The organism is Flavonifractor sp. An92 (genome assembly GCF_002159175.1).
Classification (GTDB): domain Bacteria; phylum Bacillota; class Clostridia; order Oscillospirales; family Oscillospiraceae; genus Pseudoflavonifractor_A.
The window spans coordinates 126,394-152,845 of the sequence record NZ_NFGZ01000001.1; the positions used below are offsets into that span (position 1 = coordinate 126,394).

A 26,452-nucleotide genomic window follows, 5' to 3' on the forward strand; every position below is an offset into this window, starting at 1 on the left:
GCAAATTGTCCCTTGTCCCCAGGTCCCTGCGGCACTAAGCTTTTTTATCATCGGTCATACCGTCGCCCGGGAAGGAGACCCGTTCATGGAACATAGCATGTACCGCATTTTAATCGAGACCACCGTCCGGCAAACCCTGAAGGGGTTGAGAGAAAACCCCAAGCGGAGCATCCGGAACCTGGTGGATCTGGCCCTGCATTTTTCGGAAGGCCGTTTTCAGAGCCGCTTTTTCCAGACGGCCCAAACCATGCTCCAGCACGAGGACAGTGCATACTATACGCTGGTGGAGGACGCCGTCAGCCACATTGAGACGGAACACCTGGTGACCTTCGGCATGAATCTGGGGTATAACAGCTTCACCTGGGGCGCCCAGCGGATCCGCATAAACGAATCCCGCCTGGGCTTCAATATCCCCTGGACCGTACTGCTGCAGATGGAGGACTGCCAGTCTCCCGACCGCCTCGCCCAGTACGACCGCGTCATCCAGGAGGGCGAGCAGCTGGGGATCTACTGCTGGATGCTCCTGTCGCAGCGCGACCCGCGGGAGCTGTTCCCCCTCATCGGGTGCCATCCGGACAGCGCGTTTTTCCTCTTCTGCCGGTCTGACGCTGTCAATGCCGCCAGCCTGGACGGGATGCTCCCTCTCAAGCACCTCATGCCGGTGGTCCGCTGGGACGAGGGCGCCGGCGCGGCCTGCACCCTGCTGCGAAACGCTCAGCTCCCCTATGCGGTCTGCTGCCCCTACGGGCAAGACGAGCTCCCGGCCATCCTCAGCGGGGACCTCTTCTGTGACACCCAGCAGCTGCACCCCCTGTTCACGGTGCTGGCCGCAAAGCCGGACTGCCCCACCGATCTGCGGCGGCAGGCCCATGAGGCGGCGGTGCTGGTGCGGAAGGGACAGGCCTATCAGACCATCCCCTGGGAGCTGTCCTACGACACCCGCAATTTGGATGAGATCATCTCCGAGGACGCCTGCTGCGTCTTGTTCGACGGTCAGGGGCAGCTGCTCGCGCTGGATCACCCGGACCGCGCGCCCTTCGGCAACCTGTTTGAGGACGGGCTCACCCCCCTCATCCGGAAGGCCTATCCCAAATCCGCCCCCCTGCTGTCCAGAGCATGACCTTCGCGCGTATCGCTGCCCGGCGATACGCGCTCTTTTTTACCGCCCGTTCTCTTCTTGCTCCGCCTGCGACAGCTCCCGGCAGATGGAGCGGGCGCCCTCTTCGGTCAGCCGCTTGATCTTCTCCAAAAACTCCTCCGGCGGCATGCACTCCTTGGTCAGCAGCCAGCGCTCCATGGCGCAGAGCAGCGCGTCCGTAAAGAAGTCCAGGGTGAACGCGTCGGGCTGCGCCTGTTTGAACACATAGGTGATGCGGTCAGCCAGAAGGGGGCGGATATACTCCCGAAAGTGCTCGTAAAACGAATTCTGCCCCCGGATCTGCAGCGCTTTGCGATAAAACACATGGTTCTGATAAAAATAGTGGCAGGTCTTTTCGATGAAGGCCCAGCGCTCCTGATACCTGCTGCCCAGGTCCTCCTCTTTGACCAGCGCGATGAACTCCGTGTCAAAAATCCAGTTCACCAGGTCATATTTGTCTTTAAAGTGATAATAAAAACTCTTCCGGTTCATGTTGCAGCGTTCACAGATCTGCGCGACATTGATCTTTTCAAAGGGCTGCTCCATCATCAGCTCTTTCAGGGAAGCCGCCAACGCCCATTTGGTAATGTTGGACTCTGCCATATACGCTCTCCTTTCCTTGCGCCCGGGGGAACGGGCTGAACGACTGTCTTTTCTCCACGGGTAAAAAAAAGACTTATCTGCCCGCACAGATAAGTCTCGTCATTTCAGATAATACCAGGAAAGCTCCAAAAAGCTCCAGGATGTTGGTATCACCACACCAAAGTGCCGACTACTCCCTTATATAAAATGGAGTATAGCATACTGCCGGACACTTCTCAACCGCGCGCTTTCCCTTATCTTTGGACAAATCCGCCCATGTGTCCCAAAATGTAACACTGTCCAGCGAGCTGTGGAAAAGTGTAACGCCGCAACTATTTTGCCCAGTGCAATGGACCCCTTCTTTTTCTACAATAACTTTCGTGTACGATAGGTCAGCAAGATCTCACGACCAAGGAGCCGTTATGAAGAAAAAGCGTCCACGGCGGTTTTATGCAGCAGGTTTTGGTTTGGGCGGGGTCGCTCTGGGGCTTGCCGTCCTCTGGGCCCTGCGCTCCGATCTCTCTTTCCATGCGCTCCTGGCCCAGCCGCTTCAGGCTCCGCTTTGGACCGCGGGCTTCCTGCTGCTGTGCTACGCACTGAAGAGCGCCACCGTTGTCTTTCCCCTGCTCGTACTGGAGATGGCGGCAGGCTACCTCTTCCCCCTCCCCGCCGCCCTGCTTCTCAATTTGCTGGGGATCTGGATCATCCTGACCATCCCCTACGGGATCGGCCGGGCGCTGGGGCTCCGGCAAGTGCGCAAACTGACCCAGAATTACCCCAAGTTTCAACTCCTCATGGAAAAGCAGCAGGACCACTCTCTGTTCCTCTGCTTCTTCCTCCGCGCCATCAGCTGTCTGCCGGGAGATCTCGTCACCCTGTATCTGAGCGCCACCCACACCCACTTTTGGCACAACTTTCTGGGAGGTACGCTGGGGATCGTACCGGGGATGATCCTGGCCACGGTCATGGGCGTAGGCATCCAGGACCCGTCCTCCCCCACGTTCTGGGTTTCTGCGGCGCTTACGGTGGGCCTGTCTGTCTCCTCGACGGTGTTCTATTCCGTCTATCTGAAGCGCCACAGGGGCAAGGAGGACCAGGAGTGAACCATTTTGCTGACAAGAAGCCACCATCCTATCTCAAACGCAGGGAGGGACCCATATGATGAATCAAAAAGTCCAGCCTTCTGAGGGCTGCATTTCCCTGGAGCTCCAGCCGTCCCGTGTCATCCGCCAGGTGGATGAGCGCCTCATGTCCTATAACATCGAGATGACCGAGGTGACCGGCGGGACCTTCTGGAAAGCCTATACCCCCGAGCAGATCGCCGGCACCGCGAAATTTCCCTCCGTCACGGCCTTCGCCGATGTGACTGCCATGCCGGAGCTGATGGAGTATAATCCCCCCATCGATCTCTATGACCGGCAACTGCGAGAGCTCGCCAAGCAGCTCGGCCCCGCCTGGGTCCGGGTGTCCGGCACCTGGGCCACCAAGACCTACTACGACTTTGACGGCACTACCGGCGGGACCCCGCCGGAGGGCTACACCAGCGTCCTCACCGCAGAGCAGTAGACGCGCGTACTGGACTTTGTGTCGTATGTGGGCGCCAAGCTGCTGGTCTCGGTCAGCAACTGCGCCGGCGACCATCCCAGCGGCGGACCGCTGGACCTGGCGCAGGCGAAAAAGCTCTTTGCCTTCAGCCACCAGCACGGCGTGGACATCGACGCCATCGAATTCATGAATGAGCCGAATATGCTGGAGCTGTCAGGCGCGCCGAAGGGCTATACCGCCGCCGACTACGCCAGAGATCAGGATATTCTGTATGCGTGGGTCCGGGCCAACTATCCGAAGTGCCTTCTGGTCGGCCCGTGTACCACCGGCGATCCCTCTGCGGTCACCAGAACCAGCCAAGGCTTCGGCGCCGGAATCGCCAGTCTCACCAGGACCTGCACCACGCAGGAGCTGTTGGCGGGCACCCGCATCCCCCTGGATGTGTTCAGCTATCACTACTACAACGGCGTGTCCGAGCGGATCGCCGGGGTCTTGCCGTCCGCCCACTGGCCCAGTCAGATGGCCCATACCGCCCCCTATCTGGCGGTGGCCCCGGACTGCGCCCGCGCCCATGCGGCCCTGCGGGACCAGTTCGTCCCCGGTACACCCATGTGGGTCACCGAGTCCGGCGACGCCGGTGGAGGCGGCGATACCTGGGCGTCCACCTATCTGGACGTTCTGCGCACGCTGAATGAGCTGGGAAGCTATGCCGCCATCACCGACGGCGTCATCTTCCACAACACCCTGGCCTCCTCCGACTACGGCTTCCTGGCGCCCCGCATCTTTCTGCCCCGTCCCAATTACTTCGCCGTTCTGCTCTGGAACCGGCTGATGGGGACCCCCGTTTATGACTGCGCGGCGCTGAACCGGGAAAACACCCACATCTACTGCCACTCCCGCCGGGATGGAGCTCCCGGGGTCGTCTATCTGATCCTCAACAATTCGTTGACGGAGGTCCGGACCGTGACTCTGCCCAAAGACGCCCTGCGCTACACCCTCCACGCCGAGACCCTGCGCTCCCCCACCATCCAGCTCAATGGGGCCGAGCTGTCCCTTTCCGATACCGGTGCGCTGCCCGCGCTGGAGCCGGTTCCGCAGGCACGGGGCACGGTACCGCTCGCCCCCGGAAGCTGCACCTTCCTGGTGCTGTAATCAGCTCCCAAGAATGGGCATCTGGCCGATGAAGCGGACCAGCGTCCAATCCAGTCCCGATGTCCGGACCAGCTCCCCGATCGCCACCATCTCCCGCTTCGCCTGGGGGAACGCGATTCCCGCAAGAATGCAGGGTGCCACGGTGAGGAAGGATTTTTGATCCCGCTCCGGCGAGATGCTGGGCGTGCCCCAGTCGATCAGCCGCTTCACCCCCTGTTCCCGCATCTCCCGAATCAGGATCTTATGGTCTTCCAGAGATGCCATCCCCGGATACCCGCGCTTCATCGGAATGCCCACGCACCAAATGACCGTATTCTTCCCCGACACGGCCTCGGCGATCTTCTCCTCCTCCGTCAGGCCCGCGCCGGACGTTTACATCTTTTCCGGGCGGCAGACACCTGATGGCCATTTTGAAGCGCATGGCGGACCACATATTGTCCGATTCCCCCTGTGGCTCCAAAGATCAAGACATGCATAACACCACTCCTCTGGCTGTGTATTTACAGCCACGAGTATATGGTGTATGCTATCTTTTAGCAAGTACGTTATTTTTTCATAGGTACTATTAAAAAAGATAGGATCGGAGCCCGGAGATGCAACAACACGATGAGAGCGATCTGGAACACTGTCCGGTGGCAAAGGTCCAGAAAATCATCCGCGGGAAGTGGTCCATGGTCATCGTCTACTTCCTCTCCCGCGAGACCCTGCGCTTCCGTCAGCTGAAGCGGAAGATGCCCCAGGTCACGGAAGCCAACCTGACAAAAGAGCTGCGGATGCTGGAGCAATACGGCCTGGTCCACCGGGAGGTCTACCGGGAAGTTCCGCCCCGTGTGGAGTACTCCCTGACGGAGACGGTCGGAAACTGCTCCCCGTTCTTGAGTCCCTGGAACAGTGGGCACTGGAATATGAGCGGGAACAAGCAACGCAAGCCTCTCCTTCGGAACACCGCACAGCCCCGCAGGCATCAGGCCTGCGGGGCTGTGCTGCTCCACTCCTCACGCACCCTCCCTGTTCATCCGGAGCCAGGTATGCGACGCATTCCTCCTGGCCCAGAAATCGGTTGGTTCCGCTTGCAATCCCTTGCCTGCAAAGCTATAATAATTCCATCGATTTCAGACGCAAATCAAGCATATTTTTGTGTCATAGTTACCGCAAGGATACATTTGGAGGGATGTGAGCCCATGACGGAACCCAAAGAGCTGCCAGCCTGTCCGGTCGAGACCACACTCATGCTGATCGGCGACAAGTGGAAGGTCCTGATCCTGCGCGGTCTGATACCCGGAACCAAACGATTCGGCGAATTGAAGAAGTCCATCGTCGGACGACACTTCCCCAAGGCTTAGAAAAGGCCCACAGATACTGAAAAGCTTCGCCCCGAAAACCGCCGGATAAGCATATGATCCCTATTTAGCTGGATTAAGCATCCTATCTATCCCCCAAAAGTAAAATCATAGAAATCCTCAGGATGATATCTTGCACCAGAAATTTCTCGGTTAAAAAACTGCATATATCCCATGTAGCACAGTTGGTAGCGCGCTTGCTTTGGGAGAAACCGCCCGGGCAGTTCCACAATTTCATATCGGGGTGTTGCGCAGTTGGTAGCGCGCCTGCTTTGGGAGCAGGAGGCCCGGGGTTCGAGTCCCCGCACTCCGACCAAATTTTGCAGAAAAACCGCCTAAACAGGCGGTTTTTCTGCATTTTAAGTTTGATTTTTGTGGTTTTGGAGATTGCTGTTTTGCGGCGGTTTCAGTGGTGGAACAGCGGTCGGGGGATGAGTGAGCGCAGCCGCCGAAACCGCCAAATCCCTAACCCATCCCTAACGGGGAAACTTCCGCATTTTCTCCGTTTCTATCGGTGCCGTTGTCGACCACTCCTGATTGTATGTCTACGCTGCGTAGGTCGTGAAGCAGGATTTTTCCTGCTATGAGTCGATCTTTGACCAATCTTAAATTTAATAGAGCGTCCACCAGTATTCAAACACTTTGCGATACTGGTTGCCCTTCTTCGATAGGCCGAAATACTTACGGACTTTTCGATTGGATCTTCGCTTCAGGTACTGTTGACGATCGCTGGACTTCATATACTGAATGTGCAGTCCAGAATGAAGTAATGTTCTTAATCCCTCATAGTCTCCCATGATATACCCCATGTTTGGTGCATACCTGCTGTGCTGAATCAAAAACAGAAGATGGTCTGAGTGCCTGACACATTGGGTACGGCGATATTGGCGGCCGGAACGTCGACCGCATCCGGGCTCGTTTTTAGTAGATCCCAAGATCTCGGCGATCCGCTTGTTTAACTCTTGCTCTGTCATAAGTCTTCCTGCTCTGTACGGTTCGGGTGATAGGGTTGACCCCGTGCCAGGAGCCACGCTGTTTCGCGTGGTATTCCCGCTGGGCTTTCTTACTGCGTTTGTCCAATGGAACCAACTGCGTCACAGCTGATCATCTCCTTCTTTTTGTCTTGGTGTGAGCACCCCAGAGGGCACAGCACAGCAATCGCTGGCTGATATACGGACGGCACCGAGGATGTTCCGATCGTAGACTCTTGTATAACAATCTCATTACAAATGGCAAAGATCGCTTGCTATTTTAGAGCACATCAGGTATGCTGAAATACTCCGCTAAGGTGGAGATCATCCTGATGAATGGAGGCGATCCATATGTCCATGATTCAGTTTCCTGTCATCGATCCTGTGGCTACCGGGGCAAATATCTGCCGGCTCCGGAAGGATCGCGGCCTGACAGTCCGAGATCTCCAGCACTATTTCGGATTTGAGGAGCCGCAAGCCATCTACAAATGGCAGCGGGGCCAGAGCCTTCCCAGTGTAGATAACCTCTATGCACTGAGCGCTTTGCTCCAGGTGCCGATGAACGAGATCATCATCTCCACTTCTCATATCGTTTCTTGCGAGCAGCAGGCAGCCGCCTGCTGCTCAGGTCTTTTTATGGGGACATTTCCTCAGGTACAGTGGGCATGGCAGAATTTCAAAACCGCTTAGATCCTTATCCGCCTGTACCCATAGGCCTGCCGCGGTCCTGCCGGACGGCCGCAGCCCTTGGGTGAACAAGCGACTTTATAAATAGAATATCACGCCATTATGGCAAGTATCAGAGAAGCGTAAGGTCGAATTCTGCTTTTGACAATGGATGTGTGTTAGAAATGGCAGTATTTCGGTGGACGAGGATGGAGGCGACTGACGAGCCTTTCACAATGAGTTATGAGCTCATGTTGCATTCATCAGATGCAGTCCATTTTTTGCCGGGGGATGCGCAGCATCATAATTCATCTGCGCCTGAACCGATCATCACTGCCTATCCATTCTGCCACGCCCACCACACCTGAAGGTGTGGTGACGGCATTTATGCAGCCGTGCTCTTTTCGATGAAGTCGCTGAGGATGTCCTCAAAGCTGTCATTCATGTCAAAGGGCGGCTCATAGGATACCTCGGTGTTGACCAGACACTTATCCAGGGACATGGAGATCTCGTCGGCCTTCTTGCTGAGCGCCGTAGCCATGCCCCGGATCTTGTTCCGGTCAAAGTCGATGGTGGTGACCTGCGTGGCATCACATCGGTAGGAGACCTGGTTTCCCTCGCCGTTGAATCGGAAGCCGGAGCCTCCGCCGGCAATGGTCTTTTCGCTGTTGCGAAGCATGGCCATGTGGCGGAATACCTCAGCCAGGTCCTGACGCTGCCGGTTCAGGCCCACCTCGCTGTCCATATCCAAATCCAAAGAGTTCTTGGCAGTATGGATAGCCCGACACAATTTCTCCCGCTCCTCCAGCAGGGACATGAGGAAGGCGGCTACCTCGTTGGCATGGCCGGCATACTCACTGGGAGCAGCTTCCTCCACTACAGCATCCTGGGTATCGGACATGACCTTGCTCCGAAGATGTGTGGTCTTGACCTTGACGATATTGCGCCGATCCTCAAGAATGGCAGTGGCCTCACACATCAGAGCTTTCAGCTTATTCTGAAATCGAAATGCATCTTTCATATTCATGGATCATACCTCCTCATATCACTCCCCGGCGGAACGATTCGATGGGTCAAGCATACTCCAAACTCGATCAGTTGTCATTGAACTGCTGGTTGAATATGGAGAGGCATGCTTTTTATGCTTGCCTGTGATAAACAAGGAAGTGGACTTTATTGCTACTAATGCAGAGGAGAAACGGTATATCCAAGCGACCGAGTCCATGAATAAGCCGACCACCCGCGAGCGGGAACTGGCTCCACCGCGCATAATCCGGGACAACTACGCGCTTTTGTTATGCCCTCTTTTATGGTGTATGGGTTTATTAAAACCGCCTCCGGGATGAAAACCGGAGACGGCTAAATTTGGGTGTCTTATCTCAATGAGATCAAGCATAAGCTGGACTTTTTCGACAAGTTGTGAGTACATCCTTTCCGGATGCATTCTGACTTTCCATATGGAGATCCCCGGTTATCCCACGCTCTCGAACGGGATTACCTTGCACCGGCTCTCCTCCGGCGGGTCAGGCGGCTCTGGTTCCGGTTTGGCCGTGGCCGTTTCCATGAAGCCGCCGATCTTCTCTGCCGCGCCTCTCTGCATATCGTTGGTGATGTGCGTATAGGTGTCGAGCGTAAACCCTGCGCTATAGTGGCCCAGCATGCTGGACAGGGTCTTCACATCTACGCCGCTGGAGAGGGCCATCGTTGCGAAAGTGTGCCGGAGATCATGAAACCTGATGTGAGGCAGTCCCGCCTCTTTGAGCAGCACCTTCATCCAGTAGTAGGCGGCGCTGGGGCGCACCGGTTTCTCTGGAGCCAGCGGTTCCGGGAAGATCCATTGACTGACCGCGTGTTTTTTCCTCTCCTTTAATCGCTGGACAGTACTGGGGGGCAGACGGATGGTGCGTCTGCCCCTCTCAGTCTTGGTCTCGCCAATCTCCAGTTCACCCCGCTTGGGCACATTCACCGAGCGGAGGATTTTCAGCGTCCCTGCGTTCTCATCGAAGTCCCTCCACATGAGACCGCAGATCTCACCTCGACGCAGGCCGGTGGTTAACTCCGTGTAGAAGAAGTCCCGCCAGATTTCATTCTTGTCCACTGTCGCCAGGAAGGCATCCATCTGCTCCCGATTGAGAACCTGCTTGGGTTTGTAGTTGTTCTTGGGTAACTTAACACCGTCCGTTGGGTTATAGGGAACGATGTGGTCCCGCTCCGCATCTTTGAGGCAGCGGTGGAGCATGGCGTGGATGCGGAGCACCATGTTGTCCGATAGCTCATGTCCATACTCCGGGTGGTCGTGGACGCGGCCCTCTTTCTTCAGCTTCCGGTACAGCTTTTGGATGTCCAGCCGTGTGACGCGGGAGACAATCTTGCCGCCCAGGTAGGGCTTTACATAGCACCGGATGTACTGCTCGTAGCTGCGCAGAGTGTTGGGCCGCAGGGTGACGGCACCGTACTCCTCCATCCAGCGATCCAGCCACTCGCCCAGGGTCATACGGCTGTCCTCAGTGAGCTGTGCGTCCTGATAGATATCCATGTCACGGTGAAGCTTGGCCAACAGTTCTTTCTGGGTTTTGGCCAGCACATATCGGAAGATGGGTTCGCCGTTTTCCTTGTGGCCCACCACGATGCGGCCTTCCCAGCGGCCATCCTCCCGCTTGCGCACCATGCCATCTCCTGATGGTCGTCTTTTTGCCATGTTGTTTCACCTCCAATCGTTCAGTTTCATTTGTTGTGCGGTTACTGTGTAGCCTATTTCACAGGAGGATACTTGTAAGGTTCCGCCACATACTGGTAGAGCACAGCGCCGCAGCGGCGGCAGATCAGATACCGCAGTCGGTTGCCCAGCATACCGTGTTTCTTGAATGTGACCAGCGCTTCACCGTGCTGCCAGCCAAGACCGATGTCCTCGCACCCGCAGTACTGACACCGCTGAACGGGAAGTCGATTTGTCATCTCGATCGCTCCTCCTGTTCTATTCTGCGGCAGACGCGTTCTGTCTCCTCCTCATCGAAGGAGTACAGGCCGTCTGCCTCCAGTTCTTTGCTCAGTCCCCAGGCCAGTTTGAACCCGGCGGTGAAACTGGCCAGGGAGATTTCCTCTCGCAACAGATTCTGCGTGTCAACCAGATGCATGAGTCTGCGGCGCTGCATCTTGTCCAGGCAGTCCCGCACTTCCTGACGGGTATTCTCGATGTCCTCTTCCAACTCTGACACATTCGGTTCCCGGAAGAACCTCTGGTGCAGTGCTCTCATGTAGTCGTTCATTGCGCATCGCCTCCTTATCAGCAACACACAATACCCGAACCTTTTTACAATATCCAGCCCTTATTTGAAACTTTTTGAGAAAGATTTCTGGGCTGTGAAGAGGTTTTTATCTTTGTTTGGGCATGTCAGATTTTAATACGCCTACATCCCGCCCATGGTCATGCCACCCATGTTCTGCTCCTCCTCATGATCATCCGGCTTGTGGCCCAGGGCGATCTTCTTCTGACGGACCTTCTGGAGCAGTTTACGGTCTGTTCTGTGACTGCCCGGCGGGCAGGGCGGAATGGAGTTGTCCTGAAAAACCCGGCCCATGTGGTGGAGCAGTTTGGTGGCAGAGAGGAGCGCATTGGGACTGTGGTTGTCATTGAAGTGGTCTAGGAAGAACTGGGCGTACTCGTTTCCCTGTGATGCGGACGCCCAGAACCAGCGGTACGACTGCTCTTGATCCCGAGCCACATCCTCTCCGGTGAGATACAGCTTGCCCAGGGTGTACTGAGCATACTGGTTACCCTCTTGAGCGGCATCGGTCAGATACTCTACCGCCTTGGTTATATTCTTCGGGACATCCGTTCCATCCAGATACAGTTTCCCCAGCCGGTAGGCGGCATAGGAATTGCCTTGTGCCGCCGCTCTCTCATACCAGGACACCGCTTCCTCCATCCGCTTTTGACTTTGCAGCAGTTTACCAAGAGCGTACTGTGAGAAGTCATGACCGGCTTCGGCGGCACGGCGGAACCACAGCTCCGCTTGTTCGTCGTCCGGCAGCACACCCATACCATCCCGCCAGCATTTTCCTAACTGATGTGCTGCCACGGAAAAACCTGCGTCCCAGAGCTTCTTCAGTACTTGCACCTGTTCCGCTTTTTCTTCCTCTGTGTTTTCATAGACCGAGAGGATTTCTTTCGCGTTCTGGTAGGCCTCCGCCATCTGCCAGCGGGAGGACCAGGCGTAGGACACCTCCTCCTGGTCCTCGTCCATCTCATCCACCATGGAAACATCCTCGAAGGTGAATGCACCCAGGCGCAGTTCCTCCGCCTCCCGTATAATCATGTTCTTGATGGCCTTGAATTCCTGTTGCTGCGACAATGGTTTGTGTTCTCGTGGCGTGTCTTTGTAGTACCGCTCCAACTCATCCCGCAGCCGGTTCCATTGTTCATAGCACTCCGCTACCTCCGGGAGCCTGGCCAGTTCGTCCACGATGGCATCCACCTGCGCCTTTACTGGCTTTTTGAGATAACCGTAGGCCTTTTTACCTTTGACCTCCGCCAGCATTCCGGCCAGCGTTTCCATCTGACTGGCGATGATAGGACTGTCGCAAAATCCGGACTTCATCTCCCGGATAAGACGGCCCATAGCTTCCATAGCTGCGTCCCGTACCTCTTGGTAGGACAGATCTTTTTCTTGATAGAGGGACAACAGCTCGTCCTGGAAGATATCGTTGGACAGCTGGGAGCGCATCTGCTCAATGCCTCGTTCGGTCAGGTAGCCCTGCTTTGGATCATTGGACCACGCCATCATGTGGATGTGCGGGTGGTGCTTTTCATCGTGGCAGGCGGCGCACCAGCGAAAGCTGCTGAGTGGAATTTTCATCGCCGCTGCCAGTTCTGCCTGATGGGCCAGCAGCAATCTGCGCCAGCTCTCGCCGTTTTCGTAGCCCAGCCGTGCAGCATCCTCCCGCTTCAGGGAGTAGATGAAGGTCCACACCGGACCGGCGTGTGCGTTGATCTCCTCCATGGTTCGCTCCAGATCAGCAGCACCGTCCGCAGAGAACAGACCGTGAGAGCGGGGGCGCTCTGCAATGTACTCCAGGTAACCACCGCCTGCCGTGGGTTCCATCAGTTCCACACCATCTCGGGTGGCGATGTACTCAGCGTAGTGTCCGCCGCCACTTCCCGGCTTGATGTAGCCGGACTTTTGAATGAGACCCTTCATTCCTCAATCCTCTTCTGAAACCGGAACGCATCCTGAAAATCAATTTCCCCGTTGGTCTCTTTCACATTTTTCACGCAGCGCACCCGAAGTTTTTGCAGCGTATCCAGGCCGACATTGATATCGCTGGCAAGCAGATTCGCCATCACATCTTGGTCCACTGCCTGCTTGAAAAGCAGGTGCCCTATCCGTTTTCCAAAGGCGCCCAGCTTTCCCTCCAGCACATCAGAGAGGACACGAGGCAGATACTCCTCCGCGTGTTTCGTGTCCAGATAGCCGGAATAGAACTGGATCGCCTTTTCGATGTACTCGTTTTTGGTGGAGCAGTTGTCCGCCTGGTAGTGATGTTCCACATTGGACCAGGCCGATTCACTCAGCCACACCGAATGTTTCTTCTTCAACTCTTTCATCGCCAAAATCGCCTCCTTTTCTCATCAGCGCCGCCTGAAATCCCACAACGGCGGGGATTCAGGCGGTTTTTTACAAGAACAGCGCCAATCTTAAAGCCTACTGGCCGAAACAGCGCCAACTTCAAATTCCCGAAACCGCCCGCACTGCGGGCGGATGTGACTGCCCGGGCGCACAAAAGCGCCAGGGGTTTCTCCTGCTCCTCGTCCCTCCGTGGTTCCTGTTCCGAAAATCCGGCCCAAAGCCGTCCAAAAGCCCTCGGTAGGGCAGGGACTCTGCCCTGTCCCCAGGGAGGGCACACAGCCCCTCACAGGCCGTTACACGGGGGGATTTGGCGGCCAGGCTCACCGTCTTTTGGCTTGGAAAAGACAGTGGCGAAATCCTCGGGGCCGGACACCAGATGCAGGCTGTGCATGACCTGATACAGAATGAGTTCATACGCGCTGAGAGAAAAACTGCTGTGTACTTCTGCCTTCTTCTCCTTGGCGAAGGCACGCTGCTCCTCCGTGAGATCGCCCCGCTGTTCATCACAGAGAAAGAGCATCACCGCATTTTCATCCATGGTGTCTTCATGACTTTCGTTGTACCGGTTGATGATGTACCACTTTGTTTTTACGGTGCGCCGGGCGGCGAGCACAGGGGTGTGCTCGATGAGACTGTTAAGCATTTGCATCAGCATTGTTTGCACCTTCCTTTCTCTCCAGCGCGGCCAGGCGCTTTGTTACCTTCTGCCGCTCCAGTGCCAGGTCGGCCTCCTGGAACTGCCGCTCGTAGTACTGGTTGATGGACATCTGGATGGGCAGGATTTGATAGAGCAGACGGCCGTTGCGCTTGCGGCCGTCCCTGGTAATGACAGAGGTGTGCTCCGTGCGGATCAGCGATCGCTCCTCCAGCTCCGAAACATACTTTCTCACTGTGGTCACGCACATGCCCACGTCGTCACCGATCTCCCGGTAGCTAAGCAGACATTGGTAGGTCCTGCGATCCTCCCGGCGGAGCAGGAAACTGTACACCGAGATTGCGCCGCGGGACAGCCCCAGATCGTAGATCTCGTTGGGCAGTGGGAAATAGTTTTTGATGGGATCCCGCTTGGTCCAGCTCTGCTTTCTCATTTCGCACCTCCGGACTGTTCTTCCACCCACCGAATGAACTTTTCTTTCGGTACCACCATGCGGCTGCCCACACGGAGTGTCGGGAAACCGGGTTCGTGCATTACCTCGTAGGCGGTGGAGATGGACACGCCCAGCACCTGTGCCACCAGTTTTGCATTGAGAAACAGCGGCAGGTCGCCGTAGCTTTTACAGACTGACATCTTCATTTCAATACCTCCGATCATTTTCAAATACAGAGAAAAATTGTTCTTGCGTTTCGGAGGTCTCTCTGATAAACTGAACACAGATTGGGCTGTGTTTTCCGAAACGCAGCGGGCCGTTGAACTGTTGCAGCAGTTCAGCGGTCTTTTTTTACGGTGACTGTCTTTTGCCTGTGTTTGGCCATCACCATACCTGTTCCAGCCCTGCGGCCTTGTTTGACACGCACGGCGTTTGCTTCCCCTTGGTATGCTCGGCTGCTTCGCCCACAACAGCGTCATGGCAATACTTCTCCGGGGAGTATCATCTCTGGTGATGGGTATTTATTTTTCAAGGTGCTGTTGCCCTTCCGGCTGAGTTCATTGTAAAATAAAAAAAGAATTGCTTACATCAGGAAGTGATCTTGAGAGGAGGCGAGCAGATGGCAGGCGGAATTTCCGCATTGCTACTGAAGGCAGAAGATAAAAATCGATGGTCCGTGATCCTGCACCATGCAGACGGCAGGGAGACCACACTTCCCTCCGCAACTCCCGCTGAGCATCTGATTACCGCTTCGGAGATCGATTACAGCGCGTACCGCCGGGAGATCCGGAACCTACGGGAACATCATCCGCTGTTGGAGGAGCGTCTTGAAGTTTCCCAGGCAGACTTTGAGGATTTTGTTGCCGAGGCACTTCTGCTACCGAGTATGATCCGGGATATTGATCCTGTAGGCTACTTTGTGCTGGCGCAGCTCATAGACCAGTCCCTGCGACAGGAGGATGACGGTAGCGCATCGTTTCTCCTCAATGCCGCGGCACAGCTGCTTCAGATCTTGGAGGAGCCTCTTCGGGCTCAGGTGTACTTGCGCAACGCACTGGAAATTGCCTGTGACGGTATGGAACGGGCCACTCAGCAAAAGCGATACCAAAAACTGATTGGGACTTATCCGGAACTGCAAAACCTGTGTGATCCGACCTTACTGCCGGATGGGCCAAGTAAGGGGCAGGTATATGCAGCCTATTCCATCTTTGGGCTGCTGGGGCTGGAGCTTGCCCTATACTTCCATCAGGACAAACAGCGCATTGCACGTTGTGATTACTGCTGGCTCTATTTCATTCCCAAGACGAGAAAAGAAACTCACTACTGTGACCGGGAGACGGACGGGTTTCCCTGCAAACAGAGAGGTTCCCGCTTTAAGCGCAACCTGGACGCAGAGCAGGACGAGGCTTTGCTGGCCTGCAAGCGGCTACGGGATCGCATGTACGCCCGCATGCTGCGCTACACCACAGCGCTTCCCGAAAACCGGCAGGACCTGATTCCCATGGATTATGACCAGTACGACACATGGAGTGAGAATGCCCGGCTGGCCCGGATCGACTATCTGGACGGCAAACTGACTGCGGAGGAATTTCTCCGGAAGATCGATACCATGCACGATCTGGAGGACTACACCGTGGATGAGACACAGACCTCACCAGCGGAGACAGCTTGGCAGAGGATGGTGGCCGGCAATATTGGATTTGACCCGGAACTGCACTACCCGGAAGGGTTTATGCTGTTGGATTTAAGAGCCGACGATCCCAAGTGGCAGACCTTTTCAGCGGATGATCTGCGGCGGCGGGACCAGGAAGGTCATCAGAGCCTACGGGAAAAATACGGGAAGAAATAAAATGAGCCGGAGGGCACTTCAGTTGAAGTGCCCTCCGGCCGTATTCTTTGTATAGGCGATGTAGATTTTGTACTGTTTACATCAAGTAGATCTTTTCACGGTCAAAACAAATTTGATCTGTGTGATTAAAAATCCGTATGACATCTTCCAGCCGGTCAACAAAGACGCCCGTTTGGGGATTGCTGATTTCAGCAAACTCTTTGATAGACTGGGCCTGCATACTATAAGCGCTTTTTTTCATATGTGAACCCTGATCGACCAAGAATTCGCCCACTGGTCCCTCTTTAATGCCAGGAATGTTGCCGATCAATGTGCCCACCGCTTTGCCCGCAGTGCCAATACCGGCCAGAAGATTCTTCTCTATCGATGAGCCGCTTAGGTTTTCCAGGTATACAGAGCACCTGCCAAAGAGGTCTCGGTAGGCCTCGGACATCTGACGGATCTCATCTTTGATACCAGAGACATATTCCTCGTTGAAGTTACCGCCCAGCATAACCTCCATCAAAGAGGCCATGGAGAATGTGTAGAGAGAAAGCCGGTAGTACTTGAACTTCTTCAGTAAATCTTGTAGTGCAGATTTTACCTGCGCATGGGCAACAATCAGCTTTTTCCCTCTCACAATATCGCCGACTTTTTTCTCATAGCTCAGCATATTCTTTCGTGCTGTGCGCTGGATATCCAGAACCAGTTTGTGGTTGCTGGCGACAAAATGTTCATTATCCCAGTTCAGTTTGTACTTGAATGCAATGCTGAAGATGGTTTCCACATCTGCTTCTATTTCAGATTCTTTTTCGATTTCCAGAAAAGATAGGATCTGTTTCTGCATCTCGCTAATTTTGCCAAGTTGTTGCTCTATGGAGAACAGGGCTACAGCCATCATCATAGTTGCTGGATTGATGGCGGCGACTGACTTGGATGTTGCGGTCAGGGGGCCTGCAGACTGAAGCTGGGCAAGCTTTGAACCACCATCTGCGGTTTTTAAAGCACCCCAGGAGTTCCCGTTCTTAGCAATCTTTAAGGTGTCTCCCACGGCTTGATTGGCTACGCGATACAAGCCTGAGGTATTGAAACTAATCGTCTGTGTTACCGTGTTGAGAGCAGGGGCCAGTGAGGCCACCCCGGCCCCTAATGTGGCCAGTTGTGCAATGGGGACACTCAGCGTGGTTGCTTTGGTCAGTTCCGCACGAGTATCAGCCAGGAGATTACCGGTGAGTTCGAAAAGATTGTTATCACCAACTGAAATTTCTCCAGGAGCATCAAAATTCATGATTTCATCCACACAGCTCTCCCCTTTGTTTTTAGCGTTGTATCGTTACATATAAATTTCTAAGGCAGGAACTTTCTCTCAAACTAATGTGCGACATATTATACCAGATGGCAGGATCGTGGACAACCAAGATCATCCAATCATATACTCAGAGGAGGCTGGATGTTTTTTCGCACATTCGTTTTCGTCCTACAACCGTAGCTGTCAAGCTCGGCGCGAGATTGATGAAACTCTCAGACCTGGATTCAGCGGGGCAAGGAGTGAACAGATACATTGTGCCGCTCACTCCTGTCATTTAACTGATCTTCAACTTTTGGGTGATACCTCACGACTCCGTCTCATAGGGCCAGGTGTTAATGCCGCCGAATTCGTAGATGTTGGTGTAGCCCAGGTCGGCCAGCGTGGAGGATGCGGTCTTGCTGCGGTTTCCGCTGCGGCAGTAGACCAGCACCGTGGAGTCCTTCTCCGGAATCACCTCGGCGGCGGTGGTTTCATCAATGGTGCCCACCGGCAGCAACACGGCGCCGGGGATGTGGCCGCTGTCGTATTCGTCCTGTTCCCGCACATCCAGGATGATGACCTCCTGGTTGTCCATCATCTCTTTGGCCTCTTCCTGGGTGATCTGCTGGTAGGCACTGTCGGCGGCATTCCCGCCGCATCCGGCCAGCAACAGTAGAGAGAGCAGCAGGGGGATCATTCGTTTCATCTGAGTTCCTCCAGAAGTCCGGCGGCAAAGGCTCTGTGGCCCTGCTCCGTGAAATGTACGCCGTCATAGGCCAGGGAGACGTCCCACTTTCCGGCGTCGGCAAAGCGGATACCCAATTGCTCCGCCAGAGTCTGACAGCACTTGGCAAAGGTATGGGAGTCATCAATGAGCTGCGGACTGGGCACCCACTCGCCCAGGGTCACCGGTGGCGGTGCGATCAACAGGATCTTGCTTCGGTCCAGAGGGATTCCTGCGAGGAACCGCTCCAATTTCTCAGCGGCCCGCTCAGGACTACATCCCTGGAGCAGATCGTTGGTCCCCAGCATGACGATCAGCAGATCTGTGTCGGTAAGCAGGTTAGGAGCGGCGGACGGGATCTCCCGGCCATTCTGTCCCATGTTGGAGATCGTCCATCCGGTTTCCGTCGCCAGGATGTCCACCCACCGGGAGTCCGCGTCATAGCGCCCGCCGAAATAGCCCTGTGGGTCATAGCCGTAGGTGTTGGAGTCGCCGAAACAGATGACTTTCATCCCGTATGTTTCCTTTCTCTGTATATATGCGTTTTCCAGTAATAGTCCCGGAGACTTCCGTTTACTCAATAGTCTTCAGCCTGGTTAGGATTTCCTCATCTGCCGGACAAAAATCATATTGATCGATTTCATCCACAGTAATCCATCGGATATCATTGTGCTCCAGTTTTTGAGGAATGCCTGCTTGAATGGAGGCATTGAACAGGGTGAGGTGGACAGTCAAGTCTGGATATTCGTGGATCACATCCATAAACACTTGTCCTACATCCAATATAACGGCCAGTTCCTCCTGGCATTCCCGAATCAGTGCCTGCTCCTTTGTTTCGCCAGGCTCCACTTTGCCGCCAACAAATTCCCAGAGAAGGCCTCTGGCCTTATGTGTCGGCCGTTGGCAGATCATGAACCTTTTCTGATTCCAAATTAGGGCTGCAACTACTTCAGTCATCTGTTTCACCTATTCTTGCATTCTGTGCTCATAAAGGCTTATGAATCAATTCATTTTCATTCTCTGGTAGTACTGTTCCAACTTCTCATCGCAGATTAGTTCGATCTCCTGCTTTTCCTCTCGGGTCAGCTTTTTCCAGACGGACTCGTCCACCTGAATTACGCCCAGAGTCTTGGTATGGTGGAGCATCTGCATATCCTCGAACCGCTTGAAGGGGTTGGACAGGATATTCCGCTGGGCCTGGGCGTCGGTGTAGCCGCCCTTGGCATAAATGCTGTTGGCCTTTTCCACCACCAGCCCAGCTGCCCGGCGAGCCTCATAGAACTCCCGGAAGTAGGCGACGATATCGCTGAGCTTCACCCGGCCTTTGTCGTCAGCAAACAGCAGCACTGCTTTGAGCAATACCGGCTTGTAGGAGTAACTCATGTCCATCTGCCGCACCATATCCAGAAACAGATCCTTGCGGTTGGAGTCGTCGATGAGCGTCCAGCCGTACTGTTTCGCATACTTCTGGAGTGTTTCCTCTTTGAAATACTTGAAAGTCCGATGCTCGCTCATGGGCACCACCAAGTCGGGCACCAGCAGACCGTCCCGGACATATCGCTCGATGGTCTCCGCCTGTACATCCACCCGGCGGACAAACTCCATCTGGGAGATCATGCCGGCGGCTTCCTCCTGCCAGTTGAAGATGTCCACCAGTTCGTAGTCCAGGGCGTCCACCGGCCAGTCGATGAGGGCATCCGGGCGCTCGCCACGGTCGTAAAGGCCCTGCTCAGCAGCCTTTTGCTGCTTGGTGCCCAGCACCAGCGCACCGGGCTTGTAGTCTTTCAGCCGGAACAGCCGGTGCATGGAGTAGGGCATGTTGTATTGACTGGCATTGTCTACAAAGTCGAACACCATCAGGCTTTCCTTGCCGGGGGACAGCCGCATACCACGGCCCAGCTGCTGGGTGTAGAGCACTTTGGACATTGTGGGACGGGCCATGAACAGCACCTCGGTAGCCGGGCAGTCCCAGCCCTCATTGAGCAGGTCACAGGCGCACAGCACCTTGGTTTCGCCTTTCTCGAACCGGGCCAGCACCTCCCGGCGGTCGCTGGCTTTGATCTCACCAGACACTGCTTCAGCGGCCACGCCGGCATCATGAAGCCGCCCGGCGATCTCCTGGGCGTGCTTGACGGAGGCGCAGAAGATGACCGTCCGCTTGTCCTTCACATACTGGAGCCAGGTGTCCACGATGAGCTGATTCCGCTCCGGCACATAGATCTTGCTCTCCAGGTCTCGAATGTTGTACTGGACGCTGTTGAACCGAACCTTAGTCAAATCAATGTTGGTGTGGATGCGGATGCACCGCACCGGCACCAACTCGCCAATCTCCACGGCGGTCTGAATGTCCAGCTTGTGGGCAGTATTCTTGAAAATATCCAGGATGTTCTTGTCATCGGCCCGCTCCGGCGTGGCAGTCAGACCCAAGGTGAATTCCGGCGTGAAATAGGACAAAACCTTCTGGTATGTATCGGCAGAGGCGTGGTGGGCCTCGTCCACAATGATATAGCTGAAGTCATCCGGCTTGAACCGCTCCAAGTTCAGGGCCACGCTCTGGATGCTGCCGCAGACCACAAAGGCATTGCCTTGTTTCATGCTCTCCACGTAGCGGCCTACGGTGACCCGAGGCCACAGTGCCCGGAAGGCCTTGGTGGCCTGATCCACCAGCTCCACCGTGTGAGCCAAAAACAGCGTCCGCTTGCCGAATCGCTTGGCATCCATGACGGCGGTCACCGTTTTGCCGGTGCCAGTGGCGTGGTAGAGAAGCGCGATGGTCTCAAAGTTGCAGCGCATTTCCTCCAGAGCTGCAAGGGCCTGCTTCTGGTGTTCTTTCAACTCCAGTTTGGAGCCGTCCAGGGACTTACCACGCTGGGCGGGGAGGTAGTCCTCGATTTCCCTGAAGCTGGGGTGCTGGCCCAGGAATACCCGGAGCTCGTCCTTGACAGTCTCCGGCTGCTGCTGCATCTGCCGCACCGCCCAGCGATACACGTCCCAGCCCGGGTAGATCATGCTGTTCTGCTTGAGCAGGTCATCATAGAACTTGTTCTGGGAGATCAACTTTGGGTTGTGGGAAGCCTCGTCGTCGATCTCAATGGCCACCTTCCGCCCGCCGTTTTCGATCAGAAAATCGGCAAACCGGCTGTTCTGGTAGATGTCGGAGAAGGGGTACTGGGAGTAGAGATAGCCGGCTTTCTCGGCGCCGAAGGTGTCGGAGAACAGTTCAATGAACAGATCCTCGGCACTGCTGCCGGAGGCGGAGCGGTAGGTAGGCATGGAGATCACCTCACATCATTCGCTTTAGTCGTTCAACCTGCGGGACCGTTTCTTGAAGATCCCGCAGTTTTACCAGAGAGATGGGACGCTGGCCGTTTTTCTGCAGTTTCCCGCAATGCTCCCAGACCAGCTTGCCGGGCCCGTTGTATTCCTCTGAAAAGTGCCGTCTTTATGTATCTTCAGCACAAGCAGCCACTCCGGCTCACTGGAAAGAGAGACACGGTTGATTTGGGTCGCTTTGATCTGCACCAAGCGGCCATCCGGCGCTTTGGCATCGTGAGTCTCTTCTGAGGCGGTGAAGAGCTCCAGGTTATAATAACTGGCTGCCAGTGCCTCGCCAATGCTCCCGATCATATGGCCATCTGGCGTATAGTGCCGTCCGGGAAATAGCGTCTCTAACTCTTGAGATATCTCGTAAAGTGCCTTGATTTTTATCGCCACCGAATCCTGGATCGTTGTTTCGCTCATCCCCGCACTTCCTTCAGCAGGATCTTTTTCTCAAATCCGCCCCGTTTGGCAGCCTTATTCGCCCGCACCCGTTCCAGTTCTTCCAATGTCCAGCCGCGGGCTTTCGCGACAGCCTGCATGACCTCCAACAGATCGGCCAGTTCTTCCAGGGATTTGCTCTCCTGGTATTCCGCCAGCTCTTCGTTCAATTTTTGATCCAGAAGATATATGTAGTCCTCGTCAGAGAGCGTTTCACAAATGCAGACCTTCCCATCTGCTTCGATGATCTCCGGAATACGATCACGCACCAGTTTATGATAAGAAATTGCAGACATAATTTCACCTATTTAGTCTATATTAAATTCATGTCTCAAAATATCAACTAAAAAACTTGCTGTTTCCGAATCCAGTTGAATCGATTGACTGAGTTTTTCAGGGTTCTCTCTTCCGGTACGTCCATATGTATCCAACTGGACATACTTTTCGCCATCTGATTGAAAAACAGTATAGGTGGCATGTACCTTTTCATGGACGATGTTCCTGTTCTTTTCAATTCTCTGAATATCTTTAAGGTTAATCTGTGCCATTAACGCACTCTCCTTTAATTTCAGCACATAGCTGTTCCAATCTCTTTTCCCGAACTTTTTTCTTGAGTTCACACTCCCAGACGGTGATCACAGCCCAGCCAAGAATGTTCAGTGCTTCTATGTTTTTCTTGTCTCGCTCAACATTATGCTGAATTTTAGGTATCCAATATTCCTGATTTGATGATGGCCAAACAAAGCGTGAGCAGTCATGTTTATGCCAGAAACAACCATTCACAAAAATTACGGTTTTATATTTGGGCAATACAATATCAGGAGTACCTGGTAAACTCCGGACATTTTTCCGGTAACGGAATCCTTTAGAAAAAAGATATTTCCGAACAATCTCCTCTGGCCTGCTGTTGGTACTCCGGATATGCGACATATTCATGCTTCGGACTTCTTTTGAATGATTGTCAGCCATTTGAGGTCACTTCTGGATACAGATTTTTAGTTAAAATCTGAGCAAGTTTTTTTGCAATAGATTTTGCCATAATGGGAGGCACAGCATTACCCACCTGCTGATACTGTTTGTCTTTTGAGCCGCAAAACACGAAACTGTCTGGAAAGGTTTGAAGTCGGGCTGCTTCTCTGACACTGATTGCACGATCCAATGTGGGATGTATCCACATGGACTTTCTGACATTTACCACCGTTCCGCTTGGCTCATCATAATTCAGCCTAAGATAAATTGTGTTCTGAGTGCGAGTTGCATCGGTATAAGTATTTGTTTTGAGAGACTCTTTGAGCGAATGAAAGTTCTCTCCTTGTTTAAGTGCACGGAACCGCTCCATCGCTGTATCAGTTGTCTTCGTAATTATATGATTCCTGAGAACAGCAGAATTGCGGAGAGACTTTGCCAAATCACTTAACCCTTCCTTAGGTTGAAGCTTAATTCCATCTTGATCACTGTCGAGATCAACAACAGGTTCAACATCTTCTAAATCGCTGATAGCATCCCGCACAGTTCGATATTCATCAGCATCAAACCTGCCGTTGGGCAAGGCTATTTTTGCAGAAATACTTCGTTTAATTCCGATTATTACGAAACGCATCCGTTTTTGAGGCGCTCCATAGTCAGCTGCGCACAAGACATCACTATAGATTACATAGTCATTTTCAGGTGCTTCAAGAATACCTTTAAGATAATCATATACCGCAAATGATTGTATTTTTGCAGACAGTCCATCTTTATTTTGAATATATTCATCCACTGCAATATTATTGGCAAATATCTCTCTTGACTTACTGAGCATACGCTGGATCATAATAGATGGTTCGATATTCGCTTTAATATTTTCGGCGATCATTGCCCCGGAATAATATTCGCGGAGAGCGGCGAAAGCTCTCCTTGCTTCTCCGAAAATATGATTATCAGCAGGAAGCGTTAAATATGTGTCGGAAATCTTCAGCAGTTTCTTTTTATGCTTATCTAAAGCCTTGCGCATTTTCGCAACATTTTTGGATGCTTTATAAACTACATTTAGTTCAAAATAATCATCTTCCGGCCAGAGATATTTCGTGATTTCCGTTTCAGACTGTACGATGCCTAATGCATCTTCGAATATAAATTTATTATCTAATAAATGCAGGTAAGTATCTTTTACGGGAATATGGCAGTGTTTAATGGAGGTTTCATCACCTTTTTCCATATAAAATCTGTGCACTTCTGAGCGGAGCATACTGACATTTTCCATTACAAATGCTTTAGGCTGCAATTCCAAAATTGCCCTCAGATATTGCTTTACAAGCATATTATTCTGGCTGATTGCATGATTTTTTTGGCGGTTTGCGTTCGAAAAGCCTTGGCACGGAGGGCCGCCTATAACAACATCGATCTTACCATATCTGCTCATAATATCTGTATAGTCCGCTGCACAGACATCGCCTTGAACTTCAACGCCAGGGTGATTTCGGCGGTAAGTTTCCTGCATATATGGACTGTTCTCAAATGCTACTTTTATATCATATTTTTGTGTTTGCATGAACCCCAAGCTTAGGCCGCCCGCCCCCGCGAAAAGATCCACTGCTGTATATTTGTTCATCACTATTCACCCTTGCCGATTATTTCGGCGGAAATCCTTCAGCAATCGCTTTTCCCCTAAGTTTCATCAGACTCTTGCTTTGCTTTTCATCGGGGAAAAAACCTGATGAGATCTTTGTGGCATATGTCAGCGCTTTGCTTTCGGTCGCCGTTGCAATTCTATGGCTTCTCAGCCATAGCTCCATCTGTTTCCAATATTCCTCCCCAAGTTCAAATACAAATTTCATGTTGTCGATTTCATCATCCAGTTTGCGTTCCTTCCGAGCCTCTCGCTTAACAATCGAGAGTTCGTCATGCCCCTGAAGCAAAGTTTCCAAATTGCTTACGGGAGCACATGAAATCTGCTTTACGCTTTCCCAGCATGCCGCTTGCTTGCACCACTGCGTAACATTCTGAACTGGCCGAGATGGGGAGGTAATAGCAGCATACACTTTTTCAGCAAGGATTGTCAACTGCTGCATGAGAATATCCGGGCATTTTTGCTTTTGCCAAATTCTCTGAAGGTTTAAAGATTGTCCCGGATACCACTGTTTGATTAAGTAATGTAGCAATGCAGTTGTATATGAAACAATGTTGGCTTTATAGCCGCCTTCATACCAAGGCTGTTTGGGAACCATCTTATCGATTGAACGATATACAATTACCAATGCAACTGCTTCTTGAAAATAGTTATCATTGAAATCGTCTTTTCGTTTTTCCCATTCTGTCTCTGTCCGCTTTGCAAATTCACTGAAGTTGGATTCAGCGCCTTTGCTTACAATATGCGGATACTCATCCCATGCACTTAGAACTTTTGCTAAATCAGTTTTTGTAATAACTTGATCCTTCGGATTCTGCGTTACAAATTTTCGTTCCTGTGCCTTAGTCATGTGCATGGTGGCCTGAATATATTGGCCGCGTGCGCGTTCATAAAACCAGTGAGTTTCATGCTGTGCACCATCTTTTGCTGGAGCAAACTTTCTTCTGGAAATTTGCTCCAACCGCACATGATATTCATGCGTTGAAAAGAAATCTGCCGCATTGATCTTATTCTGACTATTTGCGCTTTTGGATATAATGGGAACAATTGTAGCTGCCGTTTCAGGCGGCACCTGAGTCAATTTCATAAGCACAGAGATTTTTGACAGATCCGCTCCGTTTGTATGTCTTGTAGCGGATAGGGTAGCGGTGGTCTGGCCTCCATTTACAATTTGGAGATCCCGAGCAAAGAGAAGTTTCCCATTTCGAACCTCAACTTCAGTAGCTGTTGCAGATAGGCCATTGTTATAGACAAAAAACATATCCGGTTCATTTAGGACAGTATTCCGAATTTCTTTATTTACGCCGCGTTTTCCTAAAAAAGAGCGTACATTTCCTTCCAGCATTCGGCTTCCATACTCGTCGTACAGATCAGCCAAAACATTTCCAGGGATTATACACAAGAAACTTCTGCAATGAGATGTTTCGCTGGAATAATCAGCAGACAGGCAAGGGATGCCGCCCTCCAAATAAGAGTTAAAGTCAATAGCAATCTCTTCATGGCCGTCTCCTACACCGAAAACTCGATAAAAACGGGGCATATCCCAAATGCGGTATTCAACATCAATATCACCGATAGGCTCTGCATCCAGGACTCCAGTCCGTTTAGATTTTGGTTTCTTTTTTCTTCCTTTTACCGACACATCTGTTTCGGACAGATTGGCTCTTTCGCTTAAAGACATGTCGGTTAAAAGAACAACCACAAAGCGTGAAATAAATCTTGCCTGGTCTTTGATCAATGAGGCCAGGTCATACGCTTCAGTGCTGATCTCAATTTTAGACGCTAAATCATGCTCTATTGAATTTGCTGCAAACATCCGGCAGCGATCCAATGCTGTTCGTGCATCGCTGCCGATTAAGGTTTCATTTTCTGAAGAGCCGGAATAAAGGGCTGAAAGCATATAGAATGTGCCGTCGTGGTCATCATAGGCGTAGCCATCCACTCTGACTGCAGCGTTGCGATACCCGGTTCCTTGATAATAACAAGGGGTGTATTCAGGCATAACATCCCCTTCAAATAGTTTCTGAGTGCAGATTTTTACGAAACTTGCAACAGTTCCGTTGGCCTCGCTCTCTTCTGTTGCCAGGGTATCTTCCAGGAATACTTTCCTGTACTCTTCAAAACTCTGCATAGCCA

29 protein-coding genes, 1 tRNA gene and 1 pseudogene are annotated in these 26,452 nt (G+C 53.0%); 9 read left to right on the top strand and 22 right to left on the bottom strand.

What is annotated here, in order from left to right; translation table 11 throughout:
- The first annotated feature begins 85 nt into the window (after positions 1–85).
- A complete protein-coding gene (locus B5G43_RS00680; protein ID WP_087257875.1) occupies positions 86–1,120 on the top strand; it encodes a hypothetical protein in 1,035 nt (344 codons plus the stop codon).
- A gap of 39 nt (positions 1,121–1,159) precedes the next feature.
- On the opposite strand, the gene B5G43_RS00685 is transcribed toward B5G43_RS00680, so the two are convergent.
- Entirely contained in the window at positions 1,160–1,741 is a 582-nt protein-coding gene (locus B5G43_RS00685; RefSeq protein WP_087257878.1) for a TetR/AcrR family transcriptional regulator C-terminal domain-containing protein, read from the bottom strand.
- Positions 1,742–2,187: 446 nt separating this feature from the next.
- Between B5G43_RS00685 and B5G43_RS00690 the strand changes: the two genes are divergently transcribed.
- The 3 genes from B5G43_RS00690 to B5G43_RS00695 are packed head-to-tail and all read left to right on the top strand — an operon-like array spanning position 2,188 to position 4,417.
- Positions 2,188–2,823 (top strand): VTT domain-containing protein, encoded by a 636-nt coding sequence (locus B5G43_RS00690; RefSeq protein ID WP_158097315.1) that lies wholly within the window; start codon positions 2,188–2,190, stop codon positions 2,821–2,823.
- Positions 2,824–2,878: 55 nt separating this feature from the next.
- Complete coding sequence (locus B5G43_RS17610) at positions 2,879–3,286, top strand: hypothetical protein (RefSeq protein ID WP_242960402.1); 408 nt, start codon at positions 2,879–2,881, stop codon at positions 3,284–3,286.
- Between the two features lie 27 nt (positions 3,287–3,313).
- A complete protein-coding gene (locus B5G43_RS00695) occupies positions 3,314–4,417 on the top strand; it encodes a beta-glucuronidase (protein WP_242960403.1) in 1,104 nt (367 codons plus the stop codon).
- Here B5G43_RS00695 and B5G43_RS00700 read toward each other — a convergent pair whose 3' ends face one another.
- Positions 4,418–4,774 carry an NAD(P)H-binding protein gene (locus B5G43_RS00700; RefSeq protein ID WP_087257884.1) on the bottom strand — a complete coding sequence of 119 codons (357 nt, stop codon included), beginning with the start codon at positions 4,772–4,774 and terminating at the stop codon, positions 4,418–4,420.
- Between the two features lie 236 nt (positions 4,775–5,010).
- Between B5G43_RS00700 and B5G43_RS17615 the strand changes: the two are divergent.
- The 4 genes and pseudogenes from B5G43_RS17615 to B5G43_RS18095 all read left to right on the top strand — a co-directional run.
- A pseudogene (locus B5G43_RS17615) lies at positions 5,011–5,324 on the top strand (helix-turn-helix domain-containing protein); the annotation flags it as partial.
- Between the two features lie 322 nt (positions 5,325–5,646).
- Positions 5,647–5,760 carry a winged helix-turn-helix transcriptional regulator gene (locus tag B5G43_RS16930; RefSeq protein WP_242960416.1) on the top strand — a complete coding sequence of 38 codons (114 nt, stop codon included), beginning with the start codon at positions 5,647–5,649 and terminating at the stop codon, positions 5,758–5,760.
- 237 nt (positions 5,761–5,997) lie between these two features.
- Positions 5,998–6,073, top strand: a tRNA-Pro gene (locus tag B5G43_RS00715).
- A gap of 1,006 nt (positions 6,074–7,079) precedes the next feature.
- Positions 7,080–7,418: a helix-turn-helix transcriptional regulator gene (locus B5G43_RS18095; RefSeq protein WP_338109742.1), complete on the top strand. Its 339-nt coding sequence runs from the start codon at positions 7,080–7,082 to the stop codon at positions 7,416–7,418.
- A 361-nt stretch (positions 7,419–7,779) separates the two neighbouring features.
- On the opposite strand, the gene B5G43_RS00725 is transcribed toward B5G43_RS18095, so the two are convergent.
- From B5G43_RS00725 to B5G43_RS00770, 9 genes are all read right to left on the bottom strand, one after another.
- Positions 7,780–8,421, bottom strand: a complete 642-nt coding sequence (locus tag B5G43_RS00725) for a hypothetical protein (RefSeq protein ID WP_006574940.1) — start codon at positions 8,419–8,421, stop codon at positions 7,780–7,782.
- Between the two features lie 444 nt (positions 8,422–8,865).
- Positions 8,866–10,092, bottom strand: a complete 1,227-nt coding sequence (locus B5G43_RS00735; protein ID WP_242960405.1) for a site-specific integrase — start codon at positions 10,090–10,092, stop codon at positions 8,866–8,868.
- Positions 10,093–10,145: 53 nt separating this feature from the next.
- Positions 10,146–10,349 carry a hypothetical protein gene (locus B5G43_RS00740; RefSeq protein ID WP_087257887.1) on the bottom strand — a complete coding sequence of 68 codons (204 nt, stop codon included), beginning with the start codon at positions 10,347–10,349 and terminating at the stop codon, positions 10,146–10,148.
- Positions 10,346–10,660 carry a hypothetical protein gene (locus B5G43_RS00745; protein ID WP_087257890.1) on the bottom strand — a complete coding sequence of 105 codons (315 nt, stop codon included), beginning with the start codon at positions 10,658–10,660 and terminating at the stop codon, positions 10,346–10,348. Before B5G43_RS00745 ends, B5G43_RS00740 begins: the two co-directional genes overlap by 4 nt.
- Before the next feature lie 141 nt (positions 10,661–10,801).
- Positions 10,802–12,592 (bottom strand): MobP3 family relaxase, encoded by a 1,791-nt coding sequence (gene mobP3 / locus B5G43_RS00750; protein WP_087257893.1) that lies wholly within the window; start codon positions 12,590–12,592, stop codon positions 10,802–10,804.
- Positions 12,589–12,999 (bottom strand): hypothetical protein, encoded by a 411-nt coding sequence (locus tag B5G43_RS00755; RefSeq protein ID WP_087257899.1) that lies wholly within the window; start codon positions 12,997–12,999, stop codon positions 12,589–12,591. Before B5G43_RS00755 ends, mobP3 begins: the two co-directional genes overlap by 4 nt.
- 305 nt (positions 13,000–13,304) lie before the next feature.
- Positions 13,305–13,685 carry a hypothetical protein gene (locus B5G43_RS00760; RefSeq protein WP_143382807.1) on the bottom strand — a complete coding sequence of 127 codons (381 nt, stop codon included), beginning with the start codon at positions 13,683–13,685 and terminating at the stop codon, positions 13,305–13,307.
- Positions 13,657–14,109 carry a helix-turn-helix domain-containing protein gene (locus B5G43_RS00765; protein WP_087257905.1) on the bottom strand — a complete coding sequence of 151 codons (453 nt, stop codon included), beginning with the start codon at positions 14,107–14,109 and terminating at the stop codon, positions 13,657–13,659. Before B5G43_RS00765 ends, B5G43_RS00760 begins: the two co-directional genes overlap by 29 nt.
- On the bottom strand, positions 14,106–14,315 hold the full coding sequence (locus B5G43_RS00770; protein ID WP_039997380.1) for a helix-turn-helix domain-containing protein: 210 nt from the start codon (positions 14,313–14,315) through the stop codon (positions 14,106–14,108). The genes B5G43_RS00765 and B5G43_RS00770 overlap by 4 nt, the downstream gene beginning before the upstream one ends.
- Positions 14,316–14,728: 413 nt before the next feature.
- Between B5G43_RS00770 and B5G43_RS00775 the strand changes: the two genes are divergently transcribed.
- A complete protein-coding gene (locus B5G43_RS00775; RefSeq protein WP_087257908.1) occupies positions 14,729–15,958 on the top strand; it encodes a DUF6076 domain-containing protein in 1,230 nt (409 codons plus the stop codon).
- A gap of 76 nt (positions 15,959–16,034) precedes the next feature.
- Here B5G43_RS00775 and B5G43_RS00780 read toward each other — a convergent pair whose 3' ends face one another.
- The 11 genes from B5G43_RS00780 to B5G43_RS00830 form a co-directional block, all read right to left on the bottom strand.
- Positions 16,035–17,237 (bottom strand): hypothetical protein, encoded by a 1,203-nt coding sequence (locus tag B5G43_RS00780; protein WP_204244483.1) that lies wholly within the window; start codon positions 17,235–17,237, stop codon positions 16,035–16,037.
- A 313-nt stretch (positions 17,238–17,550) separates the two neighbouring features.
- A complete protein-coding gene (locus B5G43_RS00785) occupies positions 17,551–17,931 on the bottom strand; it encodes a rhodanese-like domain-containing protein (protein WP_087257911.1) in 381 nt (126 codons plus the stop codon).
- Entirely contained in the window at positions 17,928–18,461 is a 534-nt protein-coding gene (locus tag B5G43_RS00790) for a GDSL-type esterase/lipase family protein (protein WP_087257914.1), read from the bottom strand. The genes B5G43_RS00785 and B5G43_RS00790 overlap by 4 nt, the downstream gene beginning before the upstream one ends.
- 61 nt (positions 18,462–18,522) lie before the next feature.
- Positions 18,523–18,906 carry a (deoxy)nucleoside triphosphate pyrophosphohydrolase gene (locus tag B5G43_RS00795; protein ID WP_087258373.1) on the bottom strand — a complete coding sequence of 128 codons (384 nt, stop codon included), beginning with the start codon at positions 18,904–18,906 and terminating at the stop codon, positions 18,523–18,525.
- A 45-nt stretch (positions 18,907–18,951) separates the two neighbouring features.
- Positions 18,952–21,222, bottom strand: a complete 2,271-nt coding sequence (locus B5G43_RS00800; RefSeq protein WP_087257917.1) for a DEAD/DEAH box helicase — start codon at positions 21,220–21,222, stop codon at positions 18,952–18,954.
- A gap of 69 nt (positions 21,223–21,291) precedes the next feature.
- Positions 21,292–21,690, bottom strand: coding sequence for a hypothetical protein (locus B5G43_RS00805; protein ID WP_242960406.1), 399 nt, complete (start codon positions 21,688–21,690; stop codon positions 21,292–21,294).
- Positions 21,687–22,004 (bottom strand): nucleoside triphosphate pyrophosphohydrolase, encoded by a 318-nt coding sequence (locus tag B5G43_RS00810; protein ID WP_087257920.1) that lies wholly within the window; start codon positions 22,002–22,004, stop codon positions 21,687–21,689. The genes B5G43_RS00805 and B5G43_RS00810 overlap by 4 nt, the downstream gene beginning before the upstream one ends.
- A gap of 12 nt (positions 22,005–22,016) precedes the next feature.
- Positions 22,017–22,256 (bottom strand): methionyl-tRNA formyltransferase, encoded by a 240-nt coding sequence (locus B5G43_RS00815; protein ID WP_087257923.1) that lies wholly within the window; start codon positions 22,254–22,256, stop codon positions 22,017–22,019.
- Positions 22,243–22,677: a very short patch repair endonuclease gene (locus B5G43_RS00820; protein ID WP_087257926.1), complete on the bottom strand. Its 435-nt coding sequence runs from the start codon at positions 22,675–22,677 to the stop codon at positions 22,243–22,245. Before B5G43_RS00820 ends, B5G43_RS00815 begins: the two co-directional genes overlap by 14 nt.
- On the bottom strand, positions 22,670–24,298 hold the full coding sequence (locus B5G43_RS00825) for a DNA cytosine methyltransferase (protein WP_087257929.1): 1,629 nt from the start codon (positions 24,296–24,298) through the stop codon (positions 22,670–22,672). The genes B5G43_RS00820 and B5G43_RS00825 overlap by 8 nt, the downstream gene beginning before the upstream one ends.
- Before the next feature lie 19 nt (positions 24,299–24,317).
- Positions 24,318–26,447 carry an AIPR family protein gene (locus B5G43_RS00830; protein WP_242960407.1) on the bottom strand — a complete coding sequence of 710 codons (2,130 nt, stop codon included), beginning with the start codon at positions 26,445–26,447 and terminating at the stop codon, positions 24,318–24,320.
- Positions 26,448–26,452: the final 5 nt, after the last annotated feature.

Coding starts and splice junctions, on each gene's coding strand:
- B5G43_RS00680 (WP_087257875.1), top strand. CDS start 86: ATGGAACATAGCATGTACCGCATTTTAATCGAGACCACCGTCCGGCAA.
- B5G43_RS00685 (WP_087257878.1), bottom strand. CDS start 1,741: ATGGCAGAGTCCAACATTACCAAATGGGCGTTGGCGGCTTCCCTGAAA.
- B5G43_RS17610 (WP_242960402.1), top strand. CDS start 2,879: ATGATGAATCAAAAAGTCCAGCCTTCTGAGGGCTGCATTTCCCTGGAG.
- B5G43_RS16930 (WP_242960416.1), top strand. CDS start 5,647: ATGCTGATCGGCGACAAGTGGAAGGTCCTGATCCTGCGCGGTCTGATA.
- B5G43_RS18095 (WP_338109742.1), top strand. CDS start 7,080: ATGTCCATGATTCAGTTTCCTGTCATCGATCCTGTGGCTACCGGGGCA.
- B5G43_RS00725 (WP_006574940.1), bottom strand. CDS start 8,421: ATGAATATGAAAGATGCATTTCGATTTCAGAATAAGCTGAAAGCTCTG.
- B5G43_RS00735 (WP_242960405.1), bottom strand. CDS start 10,092: ATGGCAAAAAGACGACCATCAGGAGATGGCATGGTGCGCAAGCGGGAG.
- B5G43_RS00740 (WP_087257887.1), bottom strand. CDS start 10,349: ATGACAAATCGACTTCCCGTTCAGCGGTGTCAGTACTGCGGGTGCGAG.
- B5G43_RS00745 (WP_087257890.1), bottom strand. CDS start 10,660: ATGAACGACTACATGAGAGCACTGCACCAGAGGTTCTTCCGGGAACCG.
- mobP3 (WP_087257893.1), bottom strand. CDS start 12,592: ATGAAGGGTCTCATTCAAAAGTCCGGCTACATCAAGCCGGGAAGTGGC.
- B5G43_RS00755 (WP_087257899.1), bottom strand. CDS start 12,999: ATGAAAGAGTTGAAGAAGAAACATTCGGTGTGGCTGAGTGAATCGGCC.
- B5G43_RS00765 (WP_087257905.1), bottom strand. CDS start 14,109: ATGAGAAAGCAGAGCTGGACCAAGCGGGATCCCATCAAAAACTATTTC.
- B5G43_RS00770 (WP_039997380.1), bottom strand. CDS start 14,315: ATGAAGATGTCAGTCTGTAAAAGCTACGGCGACCTGCCGCTGTTTCTC.
- B5G43_RS00775 (WP_087257908.1), top strand. CDS start 14,729: ATGGCAGGCGGAATTTCCGCATTGCTACTGAAGGCAGAAGATAAAAAT.
- B5G43_RS00785 (WP_087257911.1), bottom strand. CDS start 17,931: ATGAAACGAATGATCCCCCTGCTGCTCTCTCTACTGTTGCTGGCCGGA.
- B5G43_RS00790 (WP_087257914.1), bottom strand. CDS start 18,461: ATGAAAGTCATCTGTTTCGGCGACTCCAACACCTACGGCTATGACCCA.
- B5G43_RS00795 (WP_087258373.1), bottom strand. CDS start 18,906: ATGACTGAAGTAGTTGCAGCCCTAATTTGGAATCAGAAAAGGTTCATG.
- B5G43_RS00800 (WP_087257917.1), bottom strand. CDS start 21,222: ATGCCTACCTACCGCTCCGCCTCCGGCAGCAGTGCCGAGGATCTGTTC.
- B5G43_RS00805 (WP_242960406.1), bottom strand. CDS start 21,690: ATGAGCGAAACAACGATCCAGGATTCGGTGGCGATAAAAATCAAGGCA.
- B5G43_RS00810 (WP_087257920.1), bottom strand. CDS start 22,004: ATGTCTGCAATTTCTTATCATAAACTGGTGCGTGATCGTATTCCGGAG.
- B5G43_RS00815 (WP_087257923.1), bottom strand. CDS start 22,256: ATGGCACAGATTAACCTTAAAGATATTCAGAGAATTGAAAAGAACAGG.
- B5G43_RS00820 (WP_087257926.1), bottom strand. CDS start 22,677: ATGGCTGACAATCATTCAAAAGAAGTCCGAAGCATGAATATGTCGCAT.
- B5G43_RS00825 (WP_087257929.1), bottom strand. CDS start 24,298: ATGAACAAATATACAGCAGTGGATCTTTTCGCGGGGGCGGGCGGCCTA.
- B5G43_RS00830 (WP_242960407.1), bottom strand. CDS start 26,447: ATGCAGAGTTTTGAAGAGTACAGGAAAGTATTCCTGGAAGATACCCTG.